Genomic DNA, 12789 nt, shown 5'->3' with positions numbered 1-12789 from the left:
TCCTTTGCCGCGTACTGAAGACATTGTCCCATTTGGCATAGAACTTTCAAGCCTAGCTCGGAAGAGTTGCAGAGGGTGGCAAAGCCGAACGCCTACTTCCACCCCCTCATCGTCTCCTCGATGAAAGCCGCCACCGCGGCTACACTCGGCACACGCGCCCGCTCCGGATGCATCATCAGATAGACCGGGCGCTCGGCGGCCGCCCCCGGCTCGTCCACCGCCTCGAAGCGAGGGTCGCGCATCGCGGAGACCTCCGGCAGCATCAGTTCGGCGCCGAGCGAAAGCGCCGCCTCCATCAGGATTTCCAGCTTGTCGGCGGTCAGCGCCACACGCGCATCCGGCCGCAGCCGGTTAAGCGCCTGCATCTCCGGCACATGGGCAAGCCCCGGACCGTAGCGCACGACCGGGCAAGGCCCCGTCCCCTGCCCCTTTGGCCGGAACAGCCGGAAGCGAAGCGTGCCGAGGCTTTTCACCCGCACCGAATCCTCGCCCGTGCGCGCCATGCGGATGGCGATATCGGCCTCGCGCCGTTCGATGCTCAGCATCTGGTTGTCGGCAACGAGATCAAGCGTCAGGCCCGGATGGCGCTGCTCGAGGCGGGCAAGCGACGGCGCCAGGATGGCGCTCAGCACGAAGCCGATGCTCGTCACCCGTACCTGGCCCTTCAATTCCGCCGTCCGCCGCAAAAGGGTCGCGAGCGACAGCGACGCTTCTTCGGAGATCGTCCGCAACCGCTCGACGACCGGGGCAAGCACCGGCGTCGGCGTCAGCCGGCCGTCGATGCGGTCGAAGAGTGCCGCCCCCACCCGCCGCTCCAGCGCCGCGAGCCTGCGCGAAACCGTCGTCTGGTCGACGCCGAGCGAGCGGGCGGCCTGGCTGAGCGTTGCGCCGCGCACCAGATGATCCAGCAGCTCGAGGTCTGCCCACGTCCCTGCATTCATGCAGATCATCCTCCGAAAACTTCGGATCACTCTGCATCAACGCAGTCGCTAAGATCAAGCCTATCGATAGACCGCTTTGACGACCCGGTTCACAACGGCCACTTCGACCAAACCAAGGAGCCTTCCCATGTCCGATTCCGCCACCCTTTCGCCCGCCGCCCCGGCAACCCTCTTCACGCTCGCCGGCGTCACGCTCACCCCGCCGCCGCTGGGTGATGCGACGCTGATCCTGATCGACTATCAGAACGAATACCTGGCCGGCCCCTTGCGGCTTTTCGAACCGGAAGCCGCCGTCGAGAAGGCGCGCGAGCTCTTGCTCGCAGCCCGTGCCGCGGGCGCCAAGATCATCCATGTTGCCCATCGCGGTTCGGCCGGCGGCGTGTTCGACCGGGCGCAGCACCGCGGCGCGATCGTCGATGCGCTGGCGCCGCTGCCAAGCGAAACCGTCGTCGAGAAGCCGCGGCCCAACGCCTTTTCGGGCACCGACCTTGCCGAGATCGTCGGCCCGGCCGGCACGCCTGTGATCATCGCCGGTTTCATGACCCACAATTGCGTGTCCTCCACCGCCCGCGCCGCCAAGGACCTGGGCTACGGCATCACCATTGCCGCCGACGCCTGCACCACCCGCGACCTGCCCTCCGCAAGCGGTACCGTTCCGGCGCGCACCCTGCATGCCGCCGAGCTCGCCGGCCTTGCCGATCACCACGGCGTCGTCGTCGACGTCGCCGCATTGATTGCCCCGCGCGGCTGACAAACCCGCCCTTCGCAATCGAAACCCGAGGGCGTCCATCTCTCATGGGCGCCTTTGCCGCACGGCTGATCGGGAAGATTACGAAAATATAATGATCTCAATGCTTTTCGCCGCGTCCATTCGCTTCTATTTTTGACCTATCCATTTTGGCATCGACGATGCCGGTTAGGCGCAAGCGATGAACAAGACAGCAAAGACGGCGCGAGCCGACACCACGCCCCGCGACGACGCGGCTCCCAACGTCACCTTCATTCCCGGTGCGGTACAGAAGCTGAAGCGCAGGCGTCGCAGCCGCTCCTGGCTTTGGCTGCCGGTCGTTCTCGCAGTTGCCGGTGCCGGCTATTACGGCTGGACGCGCTACGGCGAGGAACCGGCAACGGCTGCCATGGTGACCGATGTGGTGACGCGCGGCGATATCGAAAACAGCGTCACCGCCGTCGGCACGCTCGATGCGGTCAAATCCGTCGATGCCGGCGCGCAGGTCTCCGGCCAGTTGAAGGCGCTGCATGTCGAGATCGGCGACAAGGTCACTCAGGATCAGCTGGTCGCCGAGATCGACCCGGCAACGATCGAGAACCGCATCGAGATCGACCAGGCGGAGCTCGCCAATCTCCAGGCGCAACTCATCTCCAAGAAGGCGCAACTGGTTCTGAAACAGGCCAATATCGACCGCCAGCGCAATCTCGTCGAAACCAAGAGCGTGGCGCAATCGACGCTCGACCAGGCGATCGCCGATCTCGCTGCGGCTGAAGCCGACGTCAACGCCATCGAAGCGCAGATCCGCAAGCAGCAGGCGACGCTTGCCGGCGACAAGGTCGATCTCGGCTACACCAAGATCTATGCGCCGATGACCGGCACCATTGTCGCCAACCCGGCGAAAGAAGGCCAGACGCTGAACGCCAACCAGACGACGCCGACCATCGTCACCATTGCCGACCTCTCGACCATGACGGTGAAGGCACAGGTTTCGGAAGCCGACGTTACCCGGTTGAAGGTCGGCATGGAGGCCTATTTCACGCTGCTCGGCCAGCCGGGCAAACGCTTCGTCGGCAAGCTCCGGCAGATCCAGCCGATGCCCGACACCGCCAATAACGTCGTGCTCTATTACGCGCTCTTCGACGTCCCCAATCCCGACGGCGAGCTGATGATGTCGATGAGCGCGCAGGTGTTCTTCGTGCAGGCTGCCGCCAAGGACGTGCTGATCGTGCCGAGCGCCGCACTGAGCCACCCCGCCAAGGGTACCGGCGAAGCGGCCGGCCAGGGCAGCGGCCGACGCGACGGCCAGGGCAATGGCCAGGCGGGCGGCGCACGGGGCGAAGGCCGCAAGGCTCAGGTCACCGTCGTCACCGCCTCCGGCGCGCTCGAAACGCGAGACGTCGAAGTGGGTATCCGCAACCGCGTCAGCGCCGAGATCAGGAGCGGCCTTAAAGAGGGCGAGAAGATCGTGGTCAGCACCGGTGCCGGCAACAACGGCAACGCCCGGGACGGCCGCAGCCAGCGCGGCATGCGCATGCCGCCGATGTTCTGAGGTTGGCCATGTCCCCGCTCATCTCGCTCAAGCACGTCAGCAAGACCTATTTCAACGGCGATCTCGCCGTCGAGGTCCTGCACGGCCTCTCGCTCGACATCGAGGCGGGCGAGTTCGTGGCGATCGTCGGCCAGTCCGGCTCCGGCAAATCGACGCTGATGAACATTCTCGGCTGCCTCGACCAGCCGACCGGCGGCGACTATCTGATCGACGGCGAAAGCGTTGCCGACCTCGATACCGATGAGCTGGCGGCACTGCGCCGCCGCACCTTCGGCTTCGTCTTCCAGAGCTACAACCTCATCCCGACGGCAAGCGCGAAGGAGAATGTCGAGGTGCCGGCGGTCTATGCCGGCATGTCGGCGCGCGATCGGCACGACCGCGCCGAGGCGCTGCTTGAAGCGCTGAAGCTCGGCGAGCGGCTCGACCATCGCCCGAACCAGCTCTCCGGCGGCCAGCAGCAGCGCGTCTCCATTGCGCGCGCCCTGATGAACGGCGGCCGGGTGATCCTCGCCGACGAGCCGACCGGCGCGCTCGACAGCCAGAGCGGCTCGGACGTCATGGCGCTCTTGCGCGACATGAACAACCAGGGCCACACGATCATCGTCATCACCCACTCGCGCGAGGTCGCCGAGCAGGCCGACCGGCTGATCGAGATCCATGACGGCCGCATTGTCGCCGACCGGGCCAAGAAGAGCCGCAGCAATGCCGAGGGCGCGGCAGCGCTTGCCCACCATGTCAGCGAAGGTTCAGCGGCGATCGCCGATGTCACCGAAGCGGTGAAGATGGCGTTCCGGGCGCTGAAGGCCAATCTCTTCCGCACCATCCTGACGCTGCTCGGCATCGTCATCGGCGTCGGTTCTGTCGTCGCAATGCTGGCGATCGGCACCGGCGCGCAGGATTCGGTGCTGAGCCGCATCTCTTCCATGGGCTCGGACCTGCTGGTGGTACGCCCCAGCATGGCGAATTTTCGCGGCAGCGCCGGCGGCAGCAACGTGACGCTGGTCCCGGCCGATGCCGATGCGATCCTCGAAGTGCCGAACGTCGCCTTCGCCGTGCCCGAGATGACGAGCTCCGTCACGCTTCGCCACGGTAACATCGACTACCAGACGACCGCCAACGGCACCGTGCCCCAGTTCACGACGGCAAAATCCTGGAAAATGGCGAGCGGCGAGTTCATCAACCAGAACGACATGGACACTTACGCACCTGTCGCCGTCCTCGGCCAGACGGTGGTGAAAACCCTCTTCCCCGATGGCGACAATCCGATCGGCCAATATGTGCTCGTCAACAAGATCCCCTTCCAGGTGATCGGCGTGATGGCGGAAATGGGCGCGACGTCTTTCGGCAACGACCAGGACGACGTGGTGCTGGTGCCGCTGACGACGGGCAGCATCCGCCTCTTCGGCCAGCGCAACATCAGAACCATCACCGTGCAGGTGAAGGACGGCTCGGCGATCGACATAACTCAGCAGACGATCCAGGCGCTGCTCGACCAGCGCCACAAGCGCCAGGACACGCAGATCACCAACATGTCCTCGGTGCGCGAGGCCTTCACCGAGACCTCCAACACGCTGAAGCTGTTCCTGGGTTCCGTCGCCGCGATCTCGCTCTTGGTCGGAGGCATCGGCGTCATGAACATCATGCTCGTCTCGGTCAGCGAGCGCACCCGCGAGATCGGCGTGCGCATGGCGACCGGCGCCCGCCAGCGCGACATCCTGCTGCAGTTCATCATCGAGGCGCTCGTCGTCTCGGCGATCGGCGGCGCGCTCGGCGTGCTGCTCGGGCTCGGCACCGGCGCGCTTGCCGGCCAGTTCGGCATGCCGGTTTCCTTCACCCTCGGCCCGGTGGCGCTCGCGTTTACCTGCGCCTTCCTCACCGGCCTCGCCTTCGGCTTCCTGCCCGCCCGCAACGCCTCGCGCCTGCAGCCGGCGGTGGCGCTGAGCGCCGACTAAAGCGCGGCGCGCAGCCCTCAGCGGGCCGCGGACAAATCGAGTACCACCACGGAAGATAGCATCCGGGCGAAGAAGGGCGACCTCAGACACGCCGGATCTCGTTGTGACACGCATCTCGCTGGACGATGGACAGCCCGCCTGTCACCACCCAGGATAGAACCAGCGTAAACCGGGGATGATTCGCGATGTGGAAGGCGTTTGCGGTTCTTTCTATGCTTGGCTTGGTTTTCGGCCTGGTAATCGCCGCCAACCTGCTGCTGAGTTCATGGGGGCAGATGGCGTTGGCCATTGTGATCCTGGGCGGCGTGAGCACGGCCATCGCAACGCTCGCGGCAATCGGCCTCGTCGCCTATGCCTTCAACCTGCAACTCCCGCCCTTCGGTCTCTGGCGACCGTACAGCTGGCTTCTCGGCATCCTGCTCGGCGGCCTGTCGTTGATCAACTGGGGTTTTCGCTGCTCAGCGTCACGAGGACCCTATCGATGGTCTCCGCACTGCCGATTGGGAGCCACGGCGGCGTCTCCACTTTCCTTTGGCTCGCGCTGTCGCTTCTGCTCAACTATTTCAGCTGGCTCGGCGTCTGGCGCTATGGGCGGCGTGTATCGCAGCAGCCTGCACGGGCAAGCTAGAAAACGGAACGTTCGGGAACGGTGTGAAGACTGGACAATCCCGTGCGGTCGCAGGCGCGGGAAAGCAGGAGGTCAAGATGGTCAACCTCGTCCTCTACAGCGATCAGCTTTTCCCGAAATGTTCGGCGATCGATCGAAGGCTCGTGGAAATGCTTGAGGCGCTTGGGCCGGGACGCCGCATCGCCTATGTCGCATCCGGCCCGGAGCCGGACCGCAGCTTCTTCCTTGCTGCCCGGTCCTATTACGGCCGATACGGCCTCGATCTCGCGCTGTTCTACGATCTCGACGAGCCCCATTCGGCAGAAGACATCGCAGCACTCTTCGCCTCAGATGCCATTCACCTTTCGGGCGGACATACCGGCGGATTTCTCGAACGGCTGAAGCAAAGCCGCATGCTCGGCCCGATCCGAGACTGGGCGCTCGCCGGCGGCATCCTCATCGGCGTCAGCGCCGGCGCCATTCTCATGGCCCCGACGATCGCGACCGATGCGCTGTTTATCGGCCTGAGGCCCGAGGACATGGCGGACGGCGACGCGCTCGATCTCGTGCCGTTCGAGTTCTTTCCGCATCTCAGCGACGACGACACCTACCTGCCCGCGCTCTTGCGCTACAGCACGCATACGGCACGGCCGATCGTCGCCTGCAACGACGGCGACGGCATCGTCGTCACAGGCAGGCGGGTCGAATGTTTCGGAGATCCCGTGTGGATCGCCGCTGGAACCGTGCAGACAGCGGGCGATATCACGCTCGACGGATTCTCGATATCCACGCCGTGACATGGCAGATCCTGAGATGCTCTCATATCGAAGGCAAATTCCGATGCGCGAGCGCGAGGAACTGCGGGCCATCGTCCTCAAGAGCCCGCTACTTTCTCCGATCCTCGCAAACTGGGAGAGGATTGCCTTGCCGGATGGCTGGCTGGTGGCCGGGGCAATCGCGCAAACCGTCTGGAACCACGCTTTCGGATTGCCGCCCACGCACGGCATCAGCGATATCGACGTCGTCTATTTCGACCGTGACGACCTTTCCGAAGAGGCGGAGGCCGCGCACGCCGCCCGGATCGCAAGCCTGTTTGCCGGCTTGCCGGTCCGCATCGATGTCAAGAACGAGGCGCGTGTCCATCTCTGGTACCGGGAGAAATTCGGCAGCCCGATCAAGCCCTATAGCTCGATGGAAGAGGCCATCGCGACATTCCCGACCACGGCAACCGCCGTCGGCATTCGCCCGTCATCGCGCGGTCTGGACGTATGTGCGCCCTTCGGCCTTGGCGACCTGTTGGCCCCCATCGTGCGGGCCAACAGGAGCCAGATCACGCGCGAGATATACGAGCGGAAAGTCGATCGCTGGCGCGCCCTTTGGCCGGGCCTCACCATCGAAAGCTGGGATTAGCGTCGGATTGAGTCAAGGCTTTCACGCGTTTGGCCGGCGCCCCTCGCCCCACCGCCTCAAGAGGCGAAATCGTCGCCCATACCTGCAGCGCCTACATCGCCCCTGCCCGCACAGCTTCGGCATGCCGTGTGGGCATTGCGCTTTCTCGCGCTCGCACCGGGGCTGCCTTGCGCCTTCCAAGCTGCGCCTCGGCCTGTGTGATGCCGATGTCGGCAAGGCGCTCCGCGTCCAGTTCGCGCAACTGCTGCAACTGCCAGTACCGCGACTGCGGCGAGGCGACGAGATAAAGGCCGATTTCCCGGAACATGTCGAACACCCATGTTTTGTTTCTCACCATGGGCACAGTCTGCGCCTCGACATTCCATAAAAGAAGCTTAGCTTTCATATCCAACGCATAAGAGAAACTTTGATATGAGCGCCCTCAATCTCGATTATCTCAAAACCTTCGCGCTGGTCGCCGAGCTCGGCAGTTTTTCTGCCGCCGCAGAGCGCCTGGGGCTGACCCAGCCGGCGATCAGCCTGCAGGTGCGTGCGCTGGAAAAACAGCTCGGCGTGCGCCTGGTCGAGCGCGTCGGCCGCACGGCAAGGCCAAGTGCCGCCGGCGAGGAACTGCTTGCCCATGCCGGCCGCATCGAGGCTGCAACCAGCCAGGCCATCGAAGCGGTGGCGCGCCATGCCAAGGGCGTTCTTGGCCGGGTGCGGCTCGGCACCGGCGCCACCCCTTGCGCCTTCCTGCTGCCGCCGCTGCTTGCCGATCTGAAGCGCCGCTTCCCCGACCTCGACATCACGGTAACGACCGGCAACAGCGCCGACATCGTCCGGGCGGTCGATGAAAACCTGCTCGATATCGGGCTGGTCACCCTGCCGGTCACCGGCCGCATCTTCGATGTCGCGCCGCTCTTCGACGAACGCTTCGTCGCAATCGCCCCTCTGGGAACCGATCTCCCCGAGAGCGTGACCGCAAAAACCCTGGCGAAGTACCCGATGATCCTCTACGAACCCGGCGCCAACACCCGCCGGATCACCGATGAATGGCTGGCGTCGGGCGGCACCGACGTCAAACCGCTGATGTCGTTCGGCAGCGTCGATGCGATCAAGGAAATGGTCGCCGCCGGCCTGGGTGCTGCCCTCGTTCCGGAGATCGCGCTGCGCGCCGGGGATCGCGAACGGCTGGAGGTGCGGCAGGTTACGCCGCCCTTCTCACGCCGCTCCGCCCTCGTGCTTCGCCGCGACAAGCGGCTCGACCGGGCGCTGCGCGAAACGCTCAATGCCCTGAGGACGCTGGAGAACCTGGACGAGGACTAGTGGGAGTTGGACAGGTCACGGAGACCGCCAGTCCCTATCGACGCCGCCTCTCGGGGACGGCACTGTTCGAGATCACGCATTGCGTCCAGTTCCTGCAAGAGTTTGAAGCCGACGTAGTCACGGCGCGAGAACTGCCAGCGGTAGTAGCAGTCCCAATAGCTGGTAACTCGGTCACAGGTGAGCTTATAAAACACCGGGTTCGCCCTGATAAATGTCGAGACGACGTCCCCGTCCAGGTCGGGCAGAGCCGCTTGGATATCCCGGACGATTTCGACGACGTATTCGCCGATCAGCGCGATGACGAAGGGAATGGACCAGGGCTGATTGATGCGAAGGACTTCTTGCAGAGCGGCCTGGCGTTGGAAGCCGTCCGTGCTGCGCGTGAGCAAGCAAAGGGCCATCTGCCGCTCGAACAGGCTCAGTCCCGGGAACTCCGGCCTTGCCGATAGATGAACTCGGTTGGGTATGCGCAAGGTCTCGCCGAGAACGTTGACCGAAAACTGGCCGGATACATAGTCGGAATTCAACCTGAGTGCCGAAACAGCATTCACGGACTGACAGCGAAGTGCGATCGGGAAAGCCTCAGGAAACGTCTTTTCCACCATCAATCAATTCCAGCCCTACAAATGCCGCACCTCGGCCGGCATCGAACCCCAGTTGTTGTTGAGCCCATCGCAATAGGTCACGGGGGCTGAGACTAACTCGTCGATATCGACGCCATCGAGGCAGGCGACGTTGATGTTGTAGTAGGTCTCGTCGGTCATGTTCGGCGCGTCGATCCGCTCGAATGGCCTGACGCCGCACTGGCTGCAGAAGAAATGATGGGCGACCGGGTTGCGCCCGCGATAGTCCGTCAACGCCTCTTCGCCGGCGATCAGGCGGAAAGCCTCGGGCTTCACCACCACCGACCAGAGCCGCATCTTCACGCAGATCGTGCAATTGCATTTCCCGGTGCCGGCGCTGATGTCCATGTCCGCCTCGATGCGCACCGCGCCGCAATGGCAGCTCCCCCGATAGGTCTTCAGCATCCCGTTCCTCCCTGCCCCTCTTGGCGGCTCGGACTATGCCACCGGCCCCGCCGATTGAAAATCGTCGTCCCTCAACCGTCTTCCGAATTGAGTGGACGGAAATCGGGTGGGCGCTGCCATCCGCCGGCAGTAGTCAGGGCGCACTTCAACCAAGAGAAGGGATAAGTCCATGACCATGCTGCAAGACAAGATCGTTATCGTCACCGGTGCCTCCTCGGGCATCGGCCGGGCGGTCGCCAAGCTCTTCGCCGCCGAGGGTGCGAAGATCGTCGCCAATGCCCGCGGCGAAGCGCAGCTTATGGCGGTTGTCGAAGCGATCCGCGAGGATGGCGGCGAAGCGATCGCCGTCAGCGGCGACGTCACCGAGGAAGCCACCCATATCCGGCTGGTGGAAGCGGCGCTGAAACATTTCGGCGGTCTCGATATCGCCGTCAACAATGCCGGCGCCGTCAACGTCATGAAGCCGGTCGCCGAGATCACCGCTTCGGAATGGCAGCAATCGCTTGCCACCAACCTCACCTCCGCCTTCCTCGGCGCCCGCCACCAGATCCCGGCCATGCTGAAGCGTGGCGGCGGATCGCTGGTCTTCACCTCCACCTTCGTCGGCACCAGCGTCGGCATCCCCGGCATGGCCGCCTATGGTGCGGCGAAGGCCGGGCTGATGGGACTCGTCAAGGGCATCACTGCCGACTATGGCGCAAAGGGCATCCGCGCCAATGCCCTGCTCCCGGGCGGTGTCGATACGCCAGCAGGCGGCAGCAAGGAACAGAAGGAATGGGCCGCCGGCCTGCACGCGATGAAGCGCATCGCCCAGCCGGAAGAAATTGCCCAGGCCGCCCTCTTCCTCTCCGGCCCGATGGCAAGCTTCGTCTCCGGTGCGGCGCTCTTTGCCGATGGCGGCAATGCTGCGGTGAAGTGACGGTCGCGACAGTCTTGTGCGCCGGGGCACGTTGCCCCGGCGCGAACCAAGCGCGCGGCGATACCGAGCGTCCCGATGCGACCCTACCCCAGCGGAATCTCCGTCGTCTCCTTGCCGGTGCGGATCACGAACGCCGTGTAATAGCGCGCAACGTTGCTCTCTTCCTTGAAAAGCCGCTCGGTCAGCGCGTCGAGCTCGTCCATGTCTTTCAGTCGCAGCATCAAGAGCGCATCGGTCTCGCCGCTGACGCTATAGGCCTGGATCACCGCCGGCTCCTTGGCGGCCATGTCGAGGAAGCGGCGGACGAATTGTTCGCCGTGACGCTCGAGCTCCACGGTAATGATCGCCTTCATCGTTCGCCCGGCCTTTGCCGGATTGAGGACAGCGACAATCCGGTCGATGACGCCGGTCTGGTGAAGGCGCCTTATGCGGCGCAGGCAGCTTGACGGCGACAGGCCGACTTCAGCCGCGAGATCGGCATTGGTGCGCGACGCATCCTCCTGCAGCAGCCTCAGAAGCTTGCTGTCGATCTTGTCCATCTCCGTCCCCCTGTTGTAGCCATTTGCAATTTTATTGCACGAAAGTGCATATTTTGACCACAACTGCGAAGGGCCTCGCGCTAGTCCTTGGACAACACATTCAAGGAGACACCGTCATGGCCGTTCACATCATTTTCTACCGCAAGACGCTCGCCACACTCGAAGTCTACCTTGACCTGGTGCGCATCATCGTGCCGGTCACGATCGTTACCCATGTGCTGCAGGAACTCGGCGTCATCCGCGCGGTCGCACCCGCCTTCGAGCCGCTGATGACACTCGTCGGGCTGCCGCCAGAGCTTGCCTTCGCCTGGCTGACCGGCCTGCTTGTCGGCATCTGGGGGGCGGTCGTCGTCGTCTTCGCGCTGGTCCCGGTCTCGGAGCTGACGACTGCCGACATGACCGTCTTTTCGGCATTGATGCTGGTGGCGCATGCCATCCCGATCGAGCAGCGCATCATCCAAAAGGCCGGGCCGAGCTTCCTCGTCACCGGCGCACTCAGGATCGGCGGCGGGCTCGTCTTCGCGGCACTGCTGCATCAGACCTTCGCGGCGACCGGCTGGCTCGCCACGCCGCTGAATCCCACATGGATCCCGGTCAACGAGGGCTCCGGCTGGCTCGCCTTCGGCTTGAGCACGCTGAAGACGCTCGCCACCATGCTCGTCGTGCTGCTCGCCTTAAGCTGGACGATCGAGATTCTGAAGATCATCGGCATCCTCGGCTGGCTGAACCGGGGCATGGCGCCACTCTTCCGTCTCGCCGGCATAAAGCCTGAAACGGTGCCGTTTGCCGCCGTCGGCGTGCTCCTCGGGATCTCCTATGGTGGTGCGCTGCTAATCCGCGAGGCACGTGAGGCCAAGGTGGAGCCACGCCAGGTCTTCCTCGCCTGCGTCTTCATGGGTTTCGGCCACAGCCTCATCGAGGACACGCTGGTCGTCGTCGCGCTGGGCGCCGATTTCACCAGCGTCTTCGTCGGGCGTCTCGTCTTTGCCATTGCGGCAACAGCCATCGTCGCCCGGGTCATCGTCTCGGCCCCGGACGCCGTGTTCTTCCGGTCCTTCTTCCGCAAGGACGGTACCGAACCTGCCCTATCGGAAGCGTAGCGGCCAGGGAAGGCGTCCGGTTCACTCCGCGGCGACCTCGGCAGGCACGCCCGCCTGCCCCGCCATCCGCCCAAACGCCGCGCGGTAGGCGGCAGGTGTCGTCGAAAGCTGCTGGCGGAAGTGGTGTCGCAGCGTCTGGGTCGAGCCGAAGCCGGAGGCTTCGGCCACCTGCTCCATGCCAAGTGCGGTTTCCTCCAGCAATTGCCGGGCGCGGGAAAGCCGCTCGGTCAAGAGCCAGCGCGCCGGCGTCGTGCCGGTCGCGGCCTCGAAGCGGCGAAGGAATGTGCGCTCGCTCATGCCCGCCGCCTTTGCCAGCACGGCGATCGAGAAGTCTTCACCCAGCCGTTCGCGCATACGGTCGAGCAAGGGCCCGAGCCGGGCGCTCTCGTGCACATCAGGCACCGCCCGCTCGATGAACTGCGCCTGCCCGCCGTCGCGGTGCGGCGGCACGACCAGGCGGCGGGCCACGCGGTTGGCCGCCTCGCTGCCGAAATCGCGGCGGATCAGATGCAGGCAGAGGTCGATGCCGGCGGCACTGCCGGCAGACGTCAGCACCTGCCCGCTATCGACATAGAGCACATCGGGCACCACCTCGATGTCAGGATAAAACGCCCCAAGCTTGTCGGTATAGCGTATGCGACGTCCACGCCCCATGGCTTTTTCAGTTGCAGCGATCTGAGGTTGATCTACGGGCCGTCAAATGAGCTCA

Annotated in this window: 15 protein-coding genes; 9 read left to right on the top strand and 6 right to left on the bottom strand. The window is 64.5% G+C overall.

Features of this window, described 5'->3' with window-relative positions; all coding sequences use genetic code 11:
- Window positions 1–92: 92 nt before the first annotated feature.
- Window positions 93–941, bottom strand: a complete 849-nt coding sequence (locus tag AC3WWH_RS26340; protein ID WP_058322372.1) for a LysR family transcriptional regulator — start codon at window positions 939–941, stop codon at window positions 93–95.
- Window positions 942–1068: 127 nt separating this feature from the next.
- Between AC3WWH_RS26340 and AC3WWH_RS26335 the strand changes: the two genes are divergently transcribed.
- The 6 genes from AC3WWH_RS26335 (at window position 1069) to AC3WWH_RS26310 (ending at window position 7189) form a co-directional block, all read left to right on the top strand.
- The gene (locus tag AC3WWH_RS26335; RefSeq protein ID WP_058322371.1) at window positions 1069–1692 is read left to right on the top strand and encodes a cysteine hydrolase family protein; all 624 of its coding nucleotides are present in this window, start codon (window positions 1069–1071) and stop codon (window positions 1690–1692) included.
- Between the two features lie 178 nt (window positions 1693–1870).
- The gene (locus AC3WWH_RS26330; protein WP_058322370.1) at window positions 1871–3220 is read left to right on the top strand and encodes an efflux RND transporter periplasmic adaptor subunit; all 1350 of its coding nucleotides are present in this window, start codon (window positions 1871–1873) and stop codon (window positions 3218–3220) included.
- 8 nt (window positions 3221–3228) lie between these two features.
- Window positions 3229–5172, top strand: coding sequence for a MacB family efflux pump subunit (locus tag AC3WWH_RS26325; protein ID WP_058322369.1), 1944 nt, complete (start codon window positions 3229–3231; stop codon window positions 5170–5172).
- A gap of 481 nt (window positions 5173–5653) precedes the next feature.
- Window positions 5654–5800: a hypothetical protein gene (locus tag AC3WWH_RS26320; RefSeq protein ID WP_156433092.1), complete on the top strand. Its 147-nt coding sequence runs from the start codon at window positions 5654–5656 to the stop codon at window positions 5798–5800.
- A 77-nt stretch (window positions 5801–5877) separates the two neighbouring features.
- Entirely contained in the window at window positions 5878–6576 is a 699-nt protein-coding gene (locus AC3WWH_RS26315; protein ID WP_058322367.1) for a Type 1 glutamine amidotransferase-like domain-containing protein, read from the top strand.
- Between the two features lie 43 nt (window positions 6577–6619).
- A complete protein-coding gene (locus tag AC3WWH_RS26310; protein WP_058322366.1) occupies window positions 6620–7189 on the top strand; it encodes a nucleotidyltransferase family protein in 570 nt (189 codons plus the stop codon).
- A 91-nt stretch (window positions 7190–7280) separates the two neighbouring features.
- On the opposite strand, the gene AC3WWH_RS26305 is transcribed toward AC3WWH_RS26310, so the two are convergent.
- Entirely contained in the window at window positions 7281–7526 is a 246-nt protein-coding gene (locus AC3WWH_RS26305; RefSeq protein ID WP_197417332.1) for a hypothetical protein, read from the bottom strand.
- Between the two features lie 74 nt (window positions 7527–7600).
- Between AC3WWH_RS26305 and AC3WWH_RS26300 the strand changes: the two genes are divergently transcribed.
- A complete protein-coding gene (locus AC3WWH_RS26300; protein WP_058322364.1) occupies window positions 7601–8494 on the top strand; it encodes a LysR family transcriptional regulator in 894 nt (297 codons plus the stop codon).
- On the opposite strand, the gene AC3WWH_RS26295 is transcribed toward AC3WWH_RS26300, so the two are convergent.
- Both AC3WWH_RS26295 and AC3WWH_RS26290 read right to left on the bottom strand, forming a co-directional pair.
- Entirely contained in the window at window positions 8491–9099 is a 609-nt protein-coding gene (locus tag AC3WWH_RS26295; RefSeq protein WP_058322363.1) for a hypothetical protein, read from the bottom strand. The genes AC3WWH_RS26300 and AC3WWH_RS26295 overlap by 4 nt on opposite strands.
- Window positions 9100–9114: 15 nt before the next feature.
- Window positions 9115–9522: a GFA family protein gene (locus AC3WWH_RS26290; protein ID WP_058322362.1), complete on the bottom strand. Its 408-nt coding sequence runs from the start codon at window positions 9520–9522 to the stop codon at window positions 9115–9117.
- 169 nt (window positions 9523–9691) lie between these two features.
- Between AC3WWH_RS26290 and AC3WWH_RS26285 the strand changes: the two genes are divergently transcribed.
- Window positions 9692–10441, top strand: coding sequence for an SDR family oxidoreductase (locus AC3WWH_RS26285; RefSeq protein WP_058322361.1), 750 nt, complete (start codon window positions 9692–9694; stop codon window positions 10439–10441).
- Between the two features lie 83 nt (window positions 10442–10524).
- On the opposite strand, the gene AC3WWH_RS26280 is transcribed toward AC3WWH_RS26285, so the two are convergent.
- Entirely contained in the window at window positions 10525–10980 is a 456-nt protein-coding gene (locus tag AC3WWH_RS26280) for an Lrp/AsnC family transcriptional regulator (RefSeq protein ID WP_058322360.1), read from the bottom strand.
- Between the two features lie 116 nt (window positions 10981–11096).
- On the opposite strand from AC3WWH_RS26280, the gene AC3WWH_RS26275 reads away from it, so the two are divergent.
- Window positions 11097–12080, top strand: coding sequence for a nucleoside recognition domain-containing protein (locus AC3WWH_RS26275; RefSeq protein ID WP_113399114.1), 984 nt, complete (start codon window positions 11097–11099; stop codon window positions 12078–12080).
- 21 nt (window positions 12081–12101) lie between these two features.
- Here AC3WWH_RS26275 and AC3WWH_RS26270 read toward each other — a convergent pair whose 3' ends face one another.
- On the bottom strand, window positions 12102–12734 hold the full coding sequence (locus AC3WWH_RS26270; RefSeq protein ID WP_492377327.1) for a helix-turn-helix domain-containing protein: 633 nt from the start codon (window positions 12732–12734) through the stop codon (window positions 12102–12104).
- Window positions 12735–12789 lie beyond the last annotated feature (55 nt).

Source organism: Ensifer sp. EB106-03-01-XG145, assembly GCF_058792075.1.
This window is presented reverse-complemented; position numbering and strand designations above follow the sequence as displayed.